General features: G+C 61.2%; 16 protein-coding genes. 7 read left to right on the plus strand and 9 right to left on the minus strand.

Annotation, left to right across the window (positions count from 1 at the left end):
• Positions 1-15: 15 nt before the first annotated feature.
• Positions 16-1,038, minus strand: coding sequence for an SUMF1/EgtB/PvdO family nonheme iron enzyme (locus AADW23_RS16235; RefSeq protein ID WP_341861984.1), 1,023 nt, complete (start codon positions 1,036-1,038; stop codon positions 16-18).
• Between the two features lie 3 nt (positions 1,039-1,041).
• Positions 1,042-2,766: a hypothetical protein gene (locus tag AADW23_RS16240; protein WP_341861985.1), complete on the minus strand. Its 1,725-nt coding sequence runs from the start codon at positions 2,764-2,766 to the stop codon at positions 1,042-1,044.
• A gap of 337 nt (positions 2,767-3,103) precedes the next feature.
• Here AADW23_RS16240 and AADW23_RS16245 point away from each other — a divergent pair, with 337 nt between their 5' ends.
• Entirely contained in the window at positions 3,104-3,604 is a 501-nt protein-coding gene (locus AADW23_RS16245; protein ID WP_341861986.1) for a hypothetical protein, read from the plus strand.
• A 48-nt stretch (positions 3,605-3,652) separates the two neighbouring features.
• On the opposite strand, the gene AADW23_RS16250 is transcribed toward AADW23_RS16245, so the two are convergent.
• Genes AADW23_RS16250 through AADW23_RS16280 form a run of 7 tightly spaced genes read right to left on the minus strand, consistent with a single transcriptional unit; the run spans position 3,653 to position 8,550 of the window.
• Complete coding sequence (locus AADW23_RS16250; protein WP_341861987.1) at positions 3,653-4,072, minus strand: hypothetical protein; 420 nt, start codon at positions 4,070-4,072, stop codon at positions 3,653-3,655.
• On the minus strand, positions 4,042-4,428 hold the full coding sequence (locus tag AADW23_RS16255; protein ID WP_341861988.1) for a response regulator: 387 nt from the start codon (positions 4,426-4,428) through the stop codon (positions 4,042-4,044). The genes AADW23_RS16250 and AADW23_RS16255 overlap by 31 nt, the downstream gene beginning before the upstream one ends.
• An 11-nt stretch (positions 4,429-4,439) precedes the next feature.
• Positions 4,440-5,300, minus strand: coding sequence for a protein-glutamate O-methyltransferase (locus tag AADW23_RS16260; protein ID WP_341861989.1), 861 nt, complete (start codon positions 5,298-5,300; stop codon positions 4,440-4,442).
• Complete coding sequence (locus tag AADW23_RS16265) at positions 5,297-5,764, minus strand: chemotaxis protein CheW (RefSeq protein WP_341861990.1); 468 nt, start codon at positions 5,762-5,764, stop codon at positions 5,297-5,299. The genes AADW23_RS16260 and AADW23_RS16265 overlap by 4 nt, the downstream gene beginning before the upstream one ends.
• Complete coding sequence (locus AADW23_RS16270; protein WP_341861991.1) at positions 5,751-7,871, minus strand: chemotaxis protein CheA; 2,121 nt, start codon at positions 7,869-7,871, stop codon at positions 5,751-5,753. The genes AADW23_RS16265 and AADW23_RS16270 overlap by 14 nt, the downstream gene beginning before the upstream one ends.
• Positions 7,868-8,248 carry a response regulator gene (locus tag AADW23_RS16275; RefSeq protein WP_341861992.1) on the minus strand — a complete coding sequence of 127 codons (381 nt, stop codon included), beginning with the start codon at positions 8,246-8,248 and terminating at the stop codon, positions 7,868-7,870. The genes AADW23_RS16270 and AADW23_RS16275 overlap by 4 nt, the downstream gene beginning before the upstream one ends.
• Entirely contained in the window at positions 8,245-8,550 is a 306-nt protein-coding gene (locus tag AADW23_RS16280; RefSeq protein WP_341861993.1) for an STAS domain-containing protein, read from the minus strand. The genes AADW23_RS16275 and AADW23_RS16280 overlap by 4 nt, the downstream gene beginning before the upstream one ends.
• 410 nt (positions 8,551-8,960) lie before the next feature.
• On the opposite strand from AADW23_RS16280, the gene AADW23_RS16285 reads away from it, so the two are divergent.
• The 6 genes from AADW23_RS16285 to AADW23_RS16310 all read left to right on the plus strand — a co-directional run bounded on the left by AADW23_RS16285 (position 8,961) and on the right by AADW23_RS16310 (position 17,384).
• A complete protein-coding gene (locus AADW23_RS16285) occupies positions 8,961-9,794 on the plus strand; it encodes a CheB methylesterase domain-containing protein (RefSeq protein ID WP_341861994.1) in 834 nt (277 codons plus the stop codon).
• Positions 9,791-10,312, plus strand: a complete 522-nt coding sequence (locus AADW23_RS16290) for a chemotaxis protein CheD (RefSeq protein WP_341861995.1) — start codon at positions 9,791-9,793, stop codon at positions 10,310-10,312. Before AADW23_RS16285 ends, AADW23_RS16290 begins: the two co-directional genes overlap by 4 nt.
• Before the next feature lie 225 nt (positions 10,313-10,537).
• Positions 10,538-12,319: a sulfoacetaldehyde acetyltransferase gene (xsc, locus tag AADW23_RS16295; RefSeq protein ID WP_341861996.1), complete on the plus strand. Its 1,782-nt coding sequence runs from the start codon at positions 10,538-10,540 to the stop codon at positions 12,317-12,319.
• Between the two features lies 1 nt (position 12,320).
• The gene (pta, locus tag AADW23_RS16300) at positions 12,321-13,304 is read left to right on the plus strand and encodes a phosphate acetyltransferase (protein WP_341861997.1); all 984 of its coding nucleotides are present in this window, start codon (positions 12,321-12,323) and stop codon (positions 13,302-13,304) included.
• Positions 13,305-13,553: 249 nt separating this feature from the next.
• The gene (locus AADW23_RS16305) at positions 13,554-14,885 is read left to right on the plus strand and encodes an aminotransferase class III-fold pyridoxal phosphate-dependent enzyme (protein ID WP_341861998.1); all 1,332 of its coding nucleotides are present in this window, start codon (positions 13,554-13,556) and stop codon (positions 14,883-14,885) included.
• 60 nt (positions 14,886-14,945) lie between these two features.
• The gene (locus tag AADW23_RS16310) at positions 14,946-17,384 is read left to right on the plus strand and encodes an FAD-dependent oxidoreductase (RefSeq protein ID WP_341861999.1); all 2,439 of its coding nucleotides are present in this window, start codon (positions 14,946-14,948) and stop codon (positions 17,382-17,384) included.
• Positions 17,385-17,507: the final 123 nt, after the last annotated feature.

Consider the following 17,507-nt stretch of genomic DNA (forward strand, 5'->3'; position numbering starts at 1 on the left):
TTGTGTTTTACCCACCTACTGCACGTCGCGGAAACAGCGGAACCCGAGGTGATAGTTCCTGTGGCTCGCCTCGGACATCACCCGCGTGCCATGCCAAAACGGTGCCCGCCACCGCGCCCAATGTTCATGGGCACGGATCGTATCCCAAATGAACCAAGAGCCTTTCATCTCGGTCACGCCCAAGGTCGTCGATCCGGCAGAGGCCATCTGATCTTCAGCCAAGGGTAGGTTCATATGCTCGGCGGCGTTGCCATCAATGTCATAGACGCCCAAGGGCGATTGACAGGCCGGGAAACTGCCCGCCGGATAGGTGTTTGACCCGCAGCCCTGAAAGCTGCCGCCGTTGCACGAGGCGTTCTTGAATGACCCCGTCGCACAAACGCCCGATTGCCACGCGCCGATGGAATAGGTGCCGCGTGTGTTGGCGTAGTGGTTGTTATGCCAATTGCGGATCGTGTTGACCGCCGCAGACATGCCCATGCCGCGCACTCTGTCGAAGGGATAATCGGGCGGCAGTAGTTGCCCGGCTGCGGCCCCTTCCCATTCATGGGCGTCGCCGATGCGGCCGCCTTCGGCCGCGCAAAGCTGCGCCGCCTCGTTGGCGCGGACCCAGACGACGGGATAAACCATTGGAATGTTTGGGTATTCGAACATGTCCGCACAGGCTGTCGCGTCGCGCGGGGTCTCGGTTTCGGGATCATAGAGCGGCACCATGTAGGGCCCGCCGCAGATCCTCTCAAACTCTCGATTGCGGTAGCTGGCTTGTACCTGCTCCACCGTGCCGCCGATGCGTGCCGCCGCCTCTTCCGGGGTGAATGGATGGCGGGTTACCGCCGGATTGCCCTGCCCCATCCACCCATTGGGCGAGTTGGCAAAGATCGTGCGCACGCGGTTGATTTCGGCATTGGAGAGCCCCCGGATGTCCTGCAATTGCTGGAAAAGAAGCTCATTTCGTTCTGCCAATGACTGCGCGTTGGCCCCCGTCACCGCCAAAACGCTGACGGCGATTGCCGCTTTTACAATCCTGCTTAGTCCCATCAATCAATGCCTCCGCAATAGGTAGAAGAAATCCCTGTTGTCCGGTGCCGAGATGAAACGCGCGACGCGCCCGTTGTCGGGATCGGCCTCGGCCATACCCGACACAAGGTGCTGCACATCCATCTCATCCTCACCCTCTTCATCGTGGATATAGAGAGCCATGTAGGTGTGCTCTTGGCTGTTCATGTCCAAAAGCATGGCGTAATCGCATTGATAGGCTTGGAACGTCCGCGCCATGGCGGACGGCGTAGCTGTTGAAAAATAAGCGTAAATCAGGAACTGGCGACCTTCCACCGTGCGCACGCAAGCGCCACCGCGCAAAGTGCGCAGGGTGGCGTTTGCGTCGCCCGACCAGTTGCCCCCGCCCCATGACGTGACCCGTGGGCCCGGAACGCCATCTTCGATAATCGCGACGCCGTTCTGACGCGCGAAGGTCAGTTCCGGCAGTAGCGCGTCATCTTCTTCGGTCCAGGTGCGCATGTTCACGTCGCCATCTTGGGTCAGATACATGGTCGCAAGGTTCGGCCAAAGGCGCGACAAGAGCACGCCGTTTTGCATGAATCCGTAGTGATGCCCGTAATTGAAGGTCGCGTAATCGCCAAAGCGCCAGGCGCCGTGATCGCGTTTGAAACCGCCGGTAAACGTCGCCGCGACGCGGTCCACGAAGGCGGGGTTCAACATACCCGTTCGCACCAGCGGCGCGGGCGTGTTGAAACCATCGGGGCCGCGGCCCTGGTTATGGCGGTTCTGTGGGCGCGAGGACCATTCGAGGCCCGGATGATCGGTGCCGAGCTCATACCCAATGTCGAACCGGGCCATGTCAAACGCCACAAGATAGACATCGGCGCGCCGCTCGATCCCATCAAGGCCGTTGGCCCCGCCGCTCTGCATCACTTCGCTGGCAATCATGCCCGGCTGCATGACCGAGGCGTAAATACCCGGACTTTCCTCGACCTCATACCAGGCGCCCGCCGTCATCGCGCCCGCGTCGGTGCCCGCCAATTCGAACCCCATATAGGGGCGCATGTTGGGCGTGTTGGAGAGAAGCGCGTTGCCGAGCAGTTCGACGCCGTTAATTTCCTCCAATTCCTCCTCGCCCTCGGACGAGACCATGAAGGCATCCTCGAAGAACGCGCCTTTGATCAGGTTGACGATGGATTCGCCGAAAATCACGTTCTCGCGCAAGAATTCGGCCACGGCCTCGCGGGTGGTGCGGTTGCCAGTGACGGGATTGCGGACGAAAATGCTCCAGTCGCACACCGGGGCATAGGGCAGCGAGCTGGCCTGCGCTTCCTCCAATTCGCCGTCTTCCCAAGGTGCGCAGGCGAAGCTATCGCCCTCTCCTTCGATGAAAAGTGCGGGGCCGTAGTCGTCTTCGACCAGCGAGATGTCCCAGGTCTCTGGGTCACCGTTTTCGAAATGCACAAAGCTCGAACGACCGCCCTCGGGCGTCATTTCCAGCACGAACCATGAGTTTACGTGGGGGTTGAGTGAGGTCAGCACATAGGTCGTGCCATTCTCATCGGTAACGGTCTGGCCATTGCGAAACGGCTGCATCGCGAAGATGGAGCCCGGTACGTTTGCACCCAATTCCGCCATTTGCGCGTCAATTACGCTTTGGTCGGGCAAGGCGATGCCCTGTGCGGCCGCCGGGGGGGCAAAGGAGACGGCGAGGGTCGCCGCGATGGGAAGGGAAAATGCCGAAAAGAAAGAAAAAGAGGGCAGCAAGTGGAGCTCCATCAAAATTAAAATTGGCCGCGTGAAAGACGACACGCGGGAATTCTTAGTAACTATGAAAGGTTTGCAGCAAAGCGCCGATTCACGCAACGAAATGTCCGCGTGAATTGCGACTGGTCGCCCTTACAGACGATGAGTGGCGCCCCTATCTGCCCCAGTAACGGGTTGCAGTTGGAGCAGGAATGAGCCGCCGCCTGGGTGCGAAAGCCGAGAGGTCTGGCGCCGATCAGTGCGCGTCAATGAAGTTACTTATTAGAAATGATTGTGAATCCAACGCTTTGCGGCCAACCTACCTGCGGATGGGGTCATTTGGGAAAGAGGGAACACCATGGCTGGGAAGTCCACAGACATGTCTGAAGTAGCAATTGCAGGCCATAAGAGTACAAATCCGTCAGTCGAAACATGGCGCAAAGCCCAACGGCCTGAGGCCGCGGATGGGGGAATCACGTCCGAGAAATCGTTCGACAATGAGCTGCGAAGCGCTTTGAGAAGCCGGAATATCGCTGGTGCCCGAAATCTGGTCGCCAATGCCGAGGCGGTGCTTGCGGCCCATAATTCCTCACCGCCAAAGGCGGCGCTGGTCCCGTCGCCTGCTCAACTCGCGGCAGCAAAAGCACGGATCGCTATGGCCGTCGGGGATGGTGCCGCCGCCCGCGCGATCCTTTTGCTGGCGATTGAACGCAGCCCCAAAGATGACGCACTGCGCGCGTTGTTGGCGGAAGTGATGTTGGCCGATGGCCGCGCAACCGATGTGCGCCCCGTCCTCAACCACTTGAACGGGGGGACGAGTGGCGTTGATGGGGCGCCAAAGGATACGCCTGATACGTGACGTTTGTGGCAAATACACGGATGTCGTTCGGCATCGCGCGGCCGTGTTTCAGAACTCCTCAAAGAGTGAACAAGCGATTTGCGGCGTCTTGGCGCACTGAGTTTGCGCCGTCTCACCGGTGTTGAGACAGGCTTCACGTACGCTTTCCAAGGTGACGCCCGAACCGAGGGGTTGGGAACGCAGGTGCATATCCCCGGTGGCTGAGACCTCTGCAGCGGCGGCGCCCGTGATCTGACGTAGGGCATCCAGTGCCTGCACGATGCCATCTATGTCCTGAAGCTCCGTCATTAGCGAGGCCGCAACGTTGCTATCGGACGCGGCAAGATCGCCAAGCGCATGATCGAGCCGTAGCGCAACTTGCGCCAAGCGCCCCGCCTCGCGGGAAAGATTGGCGAACAGCTTTCCTACCGCAATGGTCGATACCCCGCCCCGCGCCACTATAGCGGCCCCACAACGCGTTCGATGCAAGCTTTCAGCGCCGTTGGCGAGAATGGCTTCTTCAGAAAATTGTTCATCCCCAACTGCTTACCCTTGTCGATGACGGTGCTGTCCGTGGTGCCCGTGATCAGGATGAACCCTGTCTTTGCCGTCTGCTGATTGCTTCGCAAGGCGTGCAACAGATGCAGCCCGTCCATTCCCGGCATGTTATAGTCAGAAATAACCATATGCACCGGCGCGGCAGACAGCTTTTGCAGCGCCTCCTGCCCGTCCGCGCAGTGGTCAATGGCGCCGATCCCCATCCATTCCAATGCCTGAATGATCAATCCTCGACTGGTCGACATATCGTCCACCACAAGAACCCTCAGCATGTCTTTCGTGCTCATTTCATGCCCCCCTAGGCGCTCAGTTCATAATAGGTCACGCCCGCTGGCTTGAACCGCTTTACGGCGGGGCCGGTGACCCGTTCAGAATGTCCGATAATCAGGTGGCCCCCGTCCTGCATCACGTTCGCAAACCGAGGCCAAAGGCGTTGCTGCGTCTCTTGAGAAAAGTAGATCACGACGTTGCGACACAGGACGACGTCAAACTTCCCTTGCATCGGCCAGGGGTGCTGCAAGTTAAGGCACCCAAATTGCACCATGGACCGCACAACTTTGCACACCTCATGATTGTCGCCCGTGACCCTTTCGGTGAAGTCTTCAAGGACCGGATGGGCCAGCTTTTCTTCTTCGCTGATCCGAAACCGTCCTCTGCGCCCGACGTCGATGACATTCCGGTCGATATCCGTGGCAAGAATGCGCACATCCCATGAAGCTGCTTCGGGAAAGGCGTCGAGAATTGTCATGGCGAGGGAAAATGCCTCTTCGCCGCTGGAACATCCCGCCGACCAGATGCGCACTTTTGCGCCAGCCCGCGCCTTCTCCATGAGATCGGGCAGAATTGCTGAGCGCAAAGCATCGAAATGGTGCGGCTCACGGAAAAATCGCGTCACATTTGTGGTGAGCAAAAGGATCATCTCTTGCAGTTCTGCGGCGCCCTTTGGACCCGAAAGCAAGTCGCAATAGGCGTTCAGATCGCGCACCCCCAAGTCCCGCAGGCGTCGCGATAGCCGAGAGATCGCAAGGCCCCGCTTACCTTTCGTCAGCTCGATACCCGTTTCGGCTTGCAGGATACTTGCGATAGTCCCAAACGCTGCATCCTCCGAGGAATGCGGCGATGGGTTGGGATCTGCCGGGGCCGAAACGTCCGAGCTCATGCCGCTTCTCTACCGGCAGTCGGCACGACGCGGCCCAAATCCAGGCGGCGGATCATGCGATCTTCCACCAAGACAACACCCGAAATGAATGCCTTCACTTGATCCGAGACCATTTCCGGCACCGCGTGCATGGCGTCATCTGATACCGCCAAAATATCCGAGACGACATCGGCCAGAAGGCCGATGGTTTGCCCCTCGACCACCGTGATGATGATCACGTGGCGCGCGCTCGGCTCGGACGGGCCGAAGCCCAAGCGGTCCGACAAATCCACCACCGGAACGACAGAGCCGCGCAGGTTGATGACCCCCTTCACATAGCTTTGGGCGTGAGGCAATGTTGTCGTTTCTGTCCACCCCCGGATTTCGCGTACTGACATGATGTCAAAGCAAAAATCCTGCTCTGCCACGCAGAACGCGACAACTTCCTGGGTGCTCTTCTCTACTTCCAGTTCAGTTTGCGACATGCAACTCTCCCTCATCGGCGGTATGCGTTATGGGATCAGCATTGGCAGGTACGGGCGCGACGCCCGCGGCTATGCCTTCGGGATCGACAATCAAGGCAATACGCCCATCCCCCAAAATCGTCGCCGCCGCGATACCGCTGATTTGCGCATAATTGGTCTCTAGGCTTTTGATCACGACTTGGCGTTGATCGTGGAGGGCATCGACGATCAGGGCGCAGCGCCGCTCCGCTTCGGTTTCGACAACCAGCAACACATGGTCTTCCAGGTCCGAAGGCTCCTTCCTGAAACCGAACATGGCCCCGAGATCCGCAACTGGCACTAACGTATTGCGGATCGACAACACCCGACTGCCGGACCCGATCGTGTGGATGTGCGCGCTGTCGGGATGCAAGGTTTCCTGAATCGCCGTAATCGGGATCACCATGGTCTGACCGGCCACCACAACAATCATGCCTTCAAGCACCGCAAGGGTCAGCGGCAAACTGATGGAGAAGACAGTCCCTTGGCCCATTTCGGAGGAGATCGCCAGGCGCCCTCCTAGTGAGGATATTTCGTTGCGCACGACATCCAGACCGACGCCCCGGCCGGACAGTTCGGACACTTCATCTTTGAGCGAGAAGCCCGGCATAAACAGCAATGCGTCAATCTCGGACGGGGTCAAAGGGGTATCGGGCGTAACCAGCCCGCGCTCTATGGCGATTTCCCGCACCTTTTCGCGATTGATGCCGCCCCCGTCGTCCGAAATCTCGATCACCACGCGGCCGGATCTGTGGGCCGCCGACAATGTCACCGTGCCCTCGGCCGGTTTGCCCGCCGCCAACCGATCTTCGGTGGTTTCCAAGCCGTGATCCACCGCATTGCGCACCATGTGGTTCAACGGGTCCACGAGGCGTTCCAATACGGTCTTGTCTACTTCCGCCGCTTCGCCCTTCATCACGAGCTTTACGCGCTTACCGGTCATCGTACCGGCATCGCGGATGGTGCGGGCCATGCGCTGAAACAGAGGTTTCACGGGCTGCGCGCGGATCGCCATCACACCTTCTTGAATCTCACCTGCGAGCTGTTTGAGGCCTTCAATTTCCTGCAACACATCGTGGCCCGTTGGCAGGTCTATCGTGCCGACCGCCTGGGTCAGCATTGCCTCTTTTATGACCAACTCCCCGACCAGGTTGATCAGCTTGTCTACCCGCTCAAAGTCCACCCGAATTGTCTGGAGAGAGGCCGTGGGCGCGGCGGGTTGCGGGGCGCTTTCCACCTTGGGTTTTGGCGCTTCCACGACCGGGTTGGACGGAGAAGGCAGTGAGGGCGGCGGCGCGAGGTCCGGCAAGGGCGGCTGTGCCATGATCGGAAGCGCCGAAACGGTGAGATGCGCGCAATCCGTCACGAAGTCAAAAACGTCGCGGATGACGTCCTCCGAGGCATCGGTCTCCAAATTAATGTCCCATGTGATGAAGGACATGGAAGGGTCGAGTTGCGCCAGAGGCGGCACGTCTGCCACATGGGCCTTGACGGAACAGGTCCCGAACCTGGCGAGAGCGCGGATCAACAGGGCAGGCTCGTTGCCGCTGCTAAAAAGCTCGGGCTCGGCGCTGAATTTTAACTGATAACCGGACACTTCAGCGGGCGCATCAGGGACCATTCCAAAGTCACCCAGGTCTAGCGAAAGAGGTTCAAACGCGTCTGCCGCCGCATCGGTTTGCGCTTCGGCGGCGACAGGGGGGCCGATCACCGCATCCAACTGATCCCCAAGGGATATTGCCGGGGCCGGGTCCAGGTCCTTTCCCTCTCTGGCAGTGGCCACGAGGTCGGACAGGTGGTCGCCGCAGCGTTGGCATAGCAATAGCAAGTCCGGGGATGCCGTGACCGCACCGGACCGCACGCGGTCGAGGGCGGTTTCGAAATGATGCGCGAAGGCAACCAGCGCCGTCAGCCCAAATGCCCCCGCGCCGCCCTTGATGGAATGAACGGCACGGAACACCACGTGAATAGTTTCTTTATCGCCCAAGCCGTCGATCATGAGGCCAAAGCCGTCATGCATCGCTTCCAGGAGTTCCTCACATTCCTCGAAGAATGAGGAACGGAAGTCGTCTGTTCCGGCGGCGCTCATCCCTGCCCCTTCGTATCCGCGACACGCTCGATCGCCCAAATCAGTTTCTCGTCGTCGAAAGGCTTAACGATCCAGCCCGTGGCCCCGGCGGATCGCGCTCGAGCACGCAGCTCTGGAGCGGATTCCGTCGTCAACACAAGGATCGGTACAACGCGATCACGGGTCAGCTTGCGCGCCGCTTCAATAAACCCAAACCCGTCGAGGTTGGGCATGTTGATATCGGTAATCACAACGTCGGGATCGCTGTTGGTGAACCGCTCCAGCCCATCATTGCCATCCTCTGCCAGTTCCACCGAATAGCCGACCCTGCCGAGCGCCGAGCTCAACAAACTGCGCATGGTCTTTGAATCATCAATCGCGAGAACAGACAGGCTCATTCAATGGCCTCCGTCGTCAGGATGTCCTCTGGCGCTGCCCCGATTGCGGCTGGATCCACGCCAAGTTCTGCCAACGCGGTTGCCAAGATCGGGCTGACCGGGGCAACGCTGAAATCGTGGCAATCCTCCTGCCATTGCCTTTTCGCCGCGACCAGTATCTGAACAAGAAGCGTTCCGGCGTAGGCGACGTGATGACTATCCACGCGAAGGGCGGCGCCGCGATGTTCCAGCAACTCTCGGGCGATCGGAGAGGCTGCAAGACTATCGAGATGTCCTTCCAGGTTGTACGTATCGACCATCATCTCGCTCCTTTTAAGGCGCCCATATACGCAACGCCCTGCCCCGACCGGCTATGCTTCCGGCGGCGCGTCATTTCTGTTCACGGACATACGCAGGGCCGCTGCAAGGAAGGGGTAACGGATGCAATATGAAGGTTGCGTTAACAGCCCGGTAAAAATCCAATCCTGATCTGATGCTAGAATTTCGATGTCTCGACAGAGTTTCTTAACTATTTGCCGTTAGCCCTGAGCAAAGGCGTATTGCTTGCGTCCCCGGTGCCAAAAATGACCGGAAAAAGGGATAATAAAAGGGTAGTATAGTGATTTCCGGGCTACATCCGCATTCCCCTCTTAGCGTTTCTGTCATCCAACCTGACCACGGCGCCCGGGCTGCATTTGTGCAAAGGCTTGTCCAAGATGGTCGTCTTAGGGTCGTGGGTACTTTCGCCTCACTGACCGATGCCTACGCGCAAACGGAAGCGCAGCCCCCCGACGTCACGATCTGCTCGCCATGCGTCGCGCGGCGGCCTGAATTTCCGATGTTCAGGGCGCTGCTGCACATGATCGGCAGCGCCTTCATTGCTGCCCACACTGCGACCAGTGCCGGGAGTATTTTTCGCGCGCTTGGCCTTAATGTTGAGGTGCCGCCACCATTCTTTTCCCTCCATTCGCCGGACCGACGCGCGGCACAGCGTGTGGTCGCCATTGGCGCTTCAACCGGGGGGGTAGAGGCATTGACGGAAGTGCTGTCCAGCTACCCCAAAGACTGCCCGCCGACGCTGATCGTACAACATATCAAGCCGGAATTTCTGAAGCGTTTCGTTGCACGGCTTGACCGCAACTGCGCGGCCCATGTGACGCTTGGCCAGCACGACATGCCGATGCGCGCGGGCACTGTTGTCTTCGCACCCGGCCCCCCTTCCCATCTGACCTTGGACCCCCAGCGCATGCGGTGCGTTGTGTCCCAAGCCCCGCCAGTCTCGGGCTATCGACCGTCCATCGACGCCCTTTTCAATAGTGTAGCCCCCCTACGTAGCCGCGCCGTGGGCGTGATCCTGACGGGCATGGGGCGCGATGGCGTTAAAGGTTTGGGGGCCATCCACCGGGCCGACGGCTGGACGATCGCGCAGGATGCAGCGACCTCGACAGTCCACGGCATGCCCCGCCTTGCCACAGAGCAGGGCTTCGCCCGCGAAGTCCTTCCGCTTCCTGAAATTGGCAAAGCAATCCTAAGCGCCGCCTCCGCAAGCGCAGCACCAATCCAATGATCAATTTTGCCAACCCATATATGCAGCACGTCATGCAGGGACAGTTGCGCGTTTCGAACGACCCGAAACAAACGCTCACCAGTATTCTGGGCTCTTGCATTTCTGCCTGTATGCGCGACCCGGAGTTGCGGTTGGGGGGGATGAACCACTTTCTCCTGCCCGGCGACGACCCGCGAAATGGCAACAGTGTCCGATACGGTGGCCGCAGTATGGAGGAGCTCACCAATGCGCTGCTGCGAAAAGGCGCAGCACGGCATCGGTTGGAGGTTTGGCTATTCGGCGGTGCCAGTGTTCTGGGCGGAAAAACCGGCGTAGGAGAGGCGAATTGCACCTTTGCCTACGACTTCGTGCGCACCGAAGGGTTCACTCTGCGCGGCCACGATCTTGGCGGCACCCGTGGCAGGCGCGTTCGCTTTTCCCCCTACACCGGAGAGGTGGAAGTGTCTCTTATGCGAGTGGTCCCGGTCTCGAAACCCGTCGCCGCCGTTCCCGTCAGCCCGGAAATCGAGCTTTTCTAGCTTTTCTCTTTGATCAGCAACGGCCAAAGGCGTATGCCCCTGAGGCAGAGAGGCATGTTGCCTCGACATCCTGGCACCGATCCACTGGCGCCATTGAAACGTTCACTTTGCGCTGATGTTGGCCCTACTCGTCTGAAATTTTGGCCCTACCACTTTTGAGACCAATTGGCTCATTAATTGCGCAATTGCGGACCCACGGGGGAGTCCGCTCTGGGGAGATTCGCCATGAAAATGACCACCGAAGAAGCCTTCGTCAAAACACTTCAGATGCATGGCATCGACAACGCATTCGGCATTATCGGCTCTGCCATGATGCCGATTTCCGACATTTTCCCCGATGCGGGCATCACCTTCTGGGACTGCGCCCATGAAACTTCGGGCGGCATGATGGCTGACGGCTACACCCGCGCCACCGGCAAGATGTCGATGATGATCGCGCAAAACGGCCCCGGCATCACCAACTTCGTGACCGCCGTGAAGACTGCCTACTGGAACCACACCCCGGTGCTGCTGGTCACGCCGCAGGCCGCCAACAAGACCATCGGTCAGGGCGGTTTCCAGGAAATGGAGCAGATGAACCTGTTCGCCGATTGCGTCGCCTATCAGGAAGAAGTGCGTGACCCCTCGCGCATCGCCGAGACGCTGAACCGCGTGATCATGCAGGCCAAACGCGCCTCTGCCCCCGCTCAGATCAACGTGCCGCGCGATTTCTGGACCCAGGTGATCGACATCGAGCTGCCCGTCATCGTCGACTTCGAACTGCCTCAGGGCGGTGAAGCGGCCGTGCAGGAAGCGGCAGATCTGCTGTCCAACGCCAAATTCCCCGTCATCCTGAACGGTGCCGGTGCGATCCTATCTGCAGGCGGCATCGAGGCGTCCCGCGTGCTGGCCGAGCGTCTCGACGCGCCCGTTTGCGTTGGCTACCAGCACAACGATGCCTTTCCCGGCAACCACCCCCTCTACGCCGGTCCCCTGGGCTACAACGGCTCCAAGGCGGGCATGGAGCTGATCTCGAAGGCCGACGTGGTCCTGTGCCTTGGCACCCGTCTGAACCCCTTCTCCACCCTGCCCGGCTACGGCATTGATTACTGGCCCACGGACGCCAAGATCATTCAGGTGGACCTGAACCCCGACCGCATCGGCCTGACCAAAAAGGTCACCGTCGGCATCGTCGGCGACGCGGCCAAGGTTGCCCAGGGCATTACCGAGAAGCTGTCTGACGGCGCCGGCGACACCGACCGTCAGGCGCGCAAGGACATGATCGCTCAGACCAAGTCCGCATGGGCGCAGGAACTGACGTCGATGACTGAAGAGCAGGACGATCCCGGCACCGACTGGAACGAGCGTGCCCGCAACGCGAAGCCCGATTGGATGGCCCCGCGCATGGCGTGGCGTGCAATCCAGGCCGCGCTTCCGGTGGAGGCGATCATCTCCTCCGATATCGGCAACAACTGCGCCATCGGCAACGCCTACCCCTCGTTCAACGACAGCCGCAAGTACCTGGCCCCCGGCCTCTTCGGCCCCTGTGGCTATGGCCTGCCCTCCATCGTCGGTGCCAAGATCGGCCGCCCGGATGTACCGGTTGTTGGTTTTGCGGGCGACGGCGCCTTCGGCATTTCGGTCAACGAGCTGACGGCGATTGGCCGTGGCGACTGGCCCGCGATCACGCAGATCGTGTTCCGCAACTATCAGTGGGGCGCTGAGAAGCGGAACTCGACGCTGTGGTTCGACGACAACTTCGTCGGCACCGAGCTGGACGAGGATGTCTCCTACGCCGGTATCGCCAAAGCCTGTGGCCTGAAGGGCGTTGTCGCCCGCACGCAGGACGAGCTGACGGCGGCCCTTGATCAGGCGATCAAGGATCAGATGGAGAACGGTATCACCACGCTGATCGAGGCGATGATCAACCAGGAGTTGGGTGAGCCCTTCCGTCGCGACGCGATGAAGAAGCCGGTCAAGGTTGCGGGCATCTCCAAGGACGATATGCGCCCCCAGAAGGTCGGCTGACATGAGCAAGGTGGCGAGTGATCCGCTGGCCGCCATTGCCGCCCGCGCGGCGGCGGACTTGAAGCACATCGTGCTAAGTGAAGGCAGTGACCCGCGCGTGCAAGAAGCCGCGCGGGTTGCTGTGGACCGGGGCTTGGCCCGGGTCACCATTGTGGGGCCCGGCGCCCTCTCCGCTACGATCCCCGGCGTGTCTGTCGAAGACCCCGAGACCTCCCCCCATTTTCCCGCCTTTACCGCCGCCTTCCATGCCCTGCGCGCCCACAAGGGCGTGACCGAGGAACAGGCCGCCCGTTTCGTCCGCCAACCCCTCGTCTTTGCGGCCATGATGGTGCGCGAGGGGCTGGCCGACGGCACCGTGGGCGGCGCGGTTCATACGACCTCCGACACCGTGCGCGCCGCGCTTCAGGTGATCGGCAAGGCCAAGGGCGCGGCGCTGGTGTCCTCCTTCTTCCTGATGGTGCTGCCCGAGGGGCATCCGATGGGACGCCAAGGGTTCATCTTCTCCGACTGTGGGCTGGTCATTGACCCGTCCGCCGAAGAACTGTCCTCCATCGCGCAGCAGGCGGCGGCGTCGGCGCGGACCTTGCTCGACACGACGCCCCGGGTGGGCATGCTGTCATTCTCTTCCAAGGGCAGCGCGCGGCATCCGAATGTGGACAAGGTCACGCAGGCCACCGCGCTTGCGAGGGAAGCGGCGCCCGATCTGGCGATTGATGGAGAGCTGCAGTTCGATGCCGCGATCGTGCCCTCTGTCGGGGCCTCGAAGGCGCCCGGCTCCGAGGTTGCGGGCCACGCCAATGTGCTGGTCTTCCCGAACCTCGATGCTGGCAATATCGGCTACAAGATCGCGCAGCGGATTGGGGGGGCGACGGCGATTGGGCCGGTCCTTCAAGGGTTGGCGAAGCCGGCCAATGATCTGTCGCGGGGCTGTACGGCGGACGATATCGTTCAGATCATCGCGGTCACGGCCGTTCAGGCGCAGTAACGCCTGCTCAAGCGTGAGCATCCGCCCAAGTCACTGTCAAACAACGCAAAATTATTCATATACAAGAATTGCGCACACCATTCTGGGCGCTCTCTGGCCGTGCACTCACCTCTCGTATCACCTGCAAATGTCGTGGCCTTAATCATCGTCCCTTCTGGCCCTACTCCGACTCTGCGCTTGGCGCGACTTTTGTGCATCGTTTTCATGCCCCCCGAGGTTGCTCGGCGGGCATTTTTGGGAGGGTCCACCATGGCCTATGATGCAACGAACTCGCTTGAAGCGCACTGGATGCCATTCTCTGACAACCGCGGCTTCAAGGAAGACCCGCGCCTTGTTGTCCGTGCGGAAGGCGTCCACCTTTACGACCACAAGGGCGGCCAATTGCTGGACGGCTCCTCGGGCCTGTTCTGCTCGCCCGCCGGGCACTGCCACCCGAAGATCGCCGAGGCCGTCTCCAAGCAGATGACCGAATACACCTACGTCATGCCGTTTCAGGCGGGCCACCCGGGCAGCTTCGCGCTGGCCGAGAAGATCAGCCGCATGTTGCCCGAGAAGATGAACCACGTGTTCTTCACCAACTCCGGCTCTGAATCCGTGGACACGGCGATGAAGATCGTCATGGCGTACTGGAACGCGCGTGGCGAAAGCCGCCCCCGTTTCGTGTCCCGCGAGCGCGCCTATCACGGCGTGAACATCGGCGGCGTGAGCCTGTCGGGCATGGTCAAGAACCGCGATATCTTCCACGCCACGGTGCCCGGCGTGATGATGCTGCGCCACACCTATGACCCGTCCGAGACGTTCATCCCCGGCGGCCATTCCGAGCATAGCGGCGAGGAACTCGCCAATGATCTGGAGCGGATGGCCCAGACCTACGGCGGCGGCAATATCGCGGCTGTATTTGTCGAGCCCGTGGCCGGGTCCACCGGTGCGCTGCCGCCCCCCAAGGGCTATCTGGAGCGTCTGCGCAAGATCTGTGACCAATACGGAATCCTGCTGGTATTTGATGAGGTTATCACCGGTTTCGGCCGTATGGGCACGGCCTTCGCCGCGCAGCGCTACGGCGTGGAGCCTGACATCATCACCATGGCCAAGGCGCTGACCAACGGCTCCATCCCCATGGGGGCCGTGGCCTGCCGCGATGACATTTACGAGACGGTCGTAGGCTCTTCCAAGCGCGGGTTGACGGAGTTTTTCCACGGCTACACCTACTCGGGCCACCCGGCGGCCTGCGCGGCGGGCAACGCCATGATGGACATCCTTGAAGAAGAGGGGCTGTACCAACGCTCTGCCGATCTGATCCCCTATTTTGAAGAGGCGCTGATGGGCGGGTTGAAGGACCATGAGATGATCAAGGACATCCGCGTTGCGGGCCTGATGGCGGGCGTCGAAGTGCACGCGGAAGGTGGCCCCGGCATGCGCGGCACCGAGTTGCAAAAGCGCATGTTCTGGGACGGACTGTCGGTGAAATTCACCGGGGACAACGCGATCATCGCGCCGCAGTTCATCGCCACGCGCGAGAATGTTGACGAGATCGTCGGCCGCTTCCGCAAAACGTTGGACCACATGCAGGCCAACGGTTAACGCTATCGGGGCGGGGGGAAACCTCCGCCCCTTTTTTCATTCAATCCGGGTCTCCCACATATGTCCAAAGTCCCCTCTCACGCGCGCGTCGTCATCGTCGGCGGCGGCGTCGCTGGCTGTTCCGTGGCCTATCACCTGACGAAACTGGGTTGGAAAGATGTGGTTCTGCTGGAACGCAAGCGCCTGACAAGCGGGACAACCTGGCACGCGGCGGGGCTGATCGCGCAACTTCGCGCGACCAAGAACATGACGCGGTTGGCGAAGTATTCCCAGGAATTGTACGGGAACTTGGAGGCCGAGACGGGCGTGGCCACGGGGTTCCGCCGCTGCGGCTCCATCACCATGGCGCTGACCGAGCACCGGGCGGAGGAGATCCGCAGGCAGGCCAGCATGGCGCGGTCGTTCGGCGTGGAGGTCGAGGAGATCGACGCCGCAGAGGTCAACCGCCATTACCCCCACGTGAACACCGAGGGCATGACGGCGGCGGTGTATTTGCCGCTGGATGGGCAAGGCGACCCGGCCAACATCGCGCTGGCCATGGCCAAGGGCGCGCGCATGGGCGGCGCGACGGTGTTGGAGAACGTGAAGGTCACGGGCGTGGACGTGGCGGGCGGAAAGGTTAACGGCGTTAACTGGGAGGCCGATGGCGAGGCTGGAACGATCCAGGCCGACATGGTGGTGAACTGTGCAGGCATGTGGGCGCGCGATTTTGGCGCCATGGCGGGCGTGAATGTGCCGCTGCAAGCGTGCGAGCATTTCTACATCGTGACGGAGGCCATTGACGGCTTGCAGCAGTTGCCTGTTCTGCGGGTGCCGGACGAATGCGCCTACTACAAGGAAGACGCGGGCAAGATGCTGCTTGGCGCGTTCGAGCCGGTGTCCAAGCCCTGGGGGCCGATCCCCGAGGATTTCGAGTTCGACCAGCTGCCCGAGGATTTCGACCACTTCGAGCCGATCCTGGAGCAGGCTTGCGAGCGGATGCCGATGCTGGCCGAGGCGGGCATTCACACGTTCTTCAACGGCCCTGAAAGCTTCACGCCCGATGATGCGTATCACATGGGGCCCGCTCCGGAAGTGGAGGGCTATTGGGTCTGCGCGGGCTTCAACTCGATTGGCATTCAATCCGCTGGCGGCGCGGGATGGGCGCTGGCGGAGTGGATGGAAAACGGCCTGCCGCCGTTTGACGTGGGCGACGTGGACATTCGCCGGATGCAGCCGTTTCAGCGGAACCGGAGGTATTTGAAGGAACGGGCTTCCGAGACGCTCGGGCTGCTCTACGCCGACCACTACCCCTACCGCCAGAAGGCCACGGCACGCGGGGTGCGGCGGTCCGTGTTGCACGAGCACTTGAAGGCTAATGGCGCGGTTTTCGGAGAGTTGGCAGGTTGGGAGCGGGCCAATTGGTACGCCAACGAGGGGCAGGAGCGGGAATACGTCTACGATTGGAAGGGCCAGAACTGGTTCGACAATCAGGCGCAAGAGCACCGCGCGGTGCGCGAGGCGGTGGGCATGTACGACATGTCCTCCTTCGGCAAGATCCGCGTGGATGGCCCCGACGCGGAGGCGTTCCTGAACCGGATTGCGGGCGGGGATATGGCGGTGCCCGTGGGCAAGATCGTCTACACGCAATTCCTCAACCCACGCGGCGGGATCGAGGCGGATGTCACCATCACGCGGCTGGCGCGCGACAGCTATCTGGTGGTCACGCCTGCGGCCACGCTGATCCGCGACATGGCATGGCTGAAGATGCACCGCCGCGACGAGATGGTGGTGCTGACGGACATGACGGCGGCCGAAGCGGTGATCGCCGTGATGGGCCCTAACGCAAGGGCGCTGATGCAGGCCGTCAGCCCGACCGACTGGTCCAACGACGCCTTCCCCTTCGGCACTGCGCAGGAAATCGAGATCGGCCTCGGCACCGCCCGCGCCCACCGCGTCACCTACGTGGGCGAGTTGGGGTGGGAGATCTACGTCTCCGCCGACCAAGCCGCCCATGTCTTCGAAACCCTCCACGCCGCCGGCGCCGACCACGGGCTGCGGCTGTGCGGGATGCACATGATGGACAGCGCCCGGATCGAAAAGGCCTTCCGCCACTTCGGCCATGACATCACCGGCGAGGATCACGTCGTCGAAGCGGGCCTTGGCTTTGCCGTCGCCAAAAACAAAACCAACTTCATCGGCGCCGACGCGGTCGCGAAAAAGCGCGAAGAGGGCCTGCAAATGCGCCTGGTCCAATTCAAGCTGACCGATCCCGAACCCATGCTCTTCCACGCCGAGCCCATCATCCGCAACGGCGAGGTCGTCAGCTACATCACCTCCGGCAACTACGGCCACACCCTCGGCGGTGCCATCGGCTTGGGCTATGTCCCCTGCCCCGGTGAAACCCCCGCCGAGATGCTCGCCTCCACCTTTGAGATCGAAGTCGCCGGCACCCGCATAAAGGCCCAGGCCTCCACGCGCCCCATGTACGACCCAAAATCCGAACGCGCCCGCGCCTGATATCCGCACCCGAACGCGCTAGGCCGCTCCTTCATCTTGGCAAATACACCTCTGGGGGGAACGTCTTTTTCCCCGGAAAAAGGCGTGGGGGGCTAGCCCCCCTGCACCGCCAACCTCGTCCCG

This window comes from Gymnodinialimonas sp. 57CJ19, from assembly GCF_038396845.1.
Classification (GTDB): Bacteria; Pseudomonadota; Alphaproteobacteria; order Rhodobacterales; family Rhodobacteraceae; genus Gymnodinialimonas.

What these genes read in the sequence shown, in the direction of transcription:
- AADW23_RS16270 (WP_341861991.1), bottom strand. Translation starts at nt 7,871, where the DNA reads ATGAGCGCCGCCGGAACAGACGACTTCCGTTCCTCATTCTTCGAGGAA.
- AADW23_RS16265 (WP_341861990.1), bottom strand. Translation starts at nt 5,764, where the DNA reads ATGTCGCAAACTGAACTGGAAGTAGAGAAGAGCACCCAGGAAGTTGTC.
- AADW23_RS16235 (WP_341861984.1), bottom strand. Translation starts at nt 1,038, where the DNA reads ATGGGACTAAGCAGGATTGTAAAAGCGGCAATCGCCGTCAGCGTTTTG.
- xsc (WP_341861996.1), top strand. Translation starts at nt 10,538, where the DNA reads ATGAAAATGACCACCGAAGAAGCCTTCGTCAAAACACTTCAGATGCAT.
- AADW23_RS16275 (WP_341861992.1), bottom strand. Translation starts at nt 8,248, where the DNA reads ATGAGCCTGTCTGTTCTCGCGATTGATGATTCAAAGACCATGCGCAGT.
- AADW23_RS16280 (WP_341861993.1), bottom strand. Translation starts at nt 8,550, where the DNA reads ATGATGGTCGATACGTACAACCTGGAAGGACATCTCGATAGTCTTGCA.
- AADW23_RS16245 (WP_341861986.1), top strand. Translation starts at nt 3,104, where the DNA reads ATGGCTGGGAAGTCCACAGACATGTCTGAAGTAGCAATTGCAGGCCAT.
- AADW23_RS16290 (WP_341861995.1), top strand. Translation starts at nt 9,791, where the DNA reads ATGATCAATTTTGCCAACCCATATATGCAGCACGTCATGCAGGGACAG.
- AADW23_RS16305 (WP_341861998.1), top strand. Translation starts at nt 13,554, where the DNA reads ATGGCCTATGATGCAACGAACTCGCTTGAAGCGCACTGGATGCCATTC.
- AADW23_RS16260 (WP_341861989.1), bottom strand. Translation starts at nt 5,300, where the DNA reads ATGAGCTCGGACGTTTCGGCCCCGGCAGATCCCAACCCATCGCCGCAT.
- AADW23_RS16310 (WP_341861999.1), top strand. Translation starts at nt 14,946, where the DNA reads ATGTCCAAAGTCCCCTCTCACGCGCGCGTCGTCATCGTCGGCGGCGGC.
- AADW23_RS16255 (WP_341861988.1), bottom strand. Translation starts at nt 4,428, where the DNA reads ATGAGCACGAAAGACATGCTGAGGGTTCTTGTGGTGGACGATATGTCG.
- pta (WP_341861997.1), top strand. Translation starts at nt 12,321, where the DNA reads ATGAGCAAGGTGGCGAGTGATCCGCTGGCCGCCATTGCCGCCCGCGCG.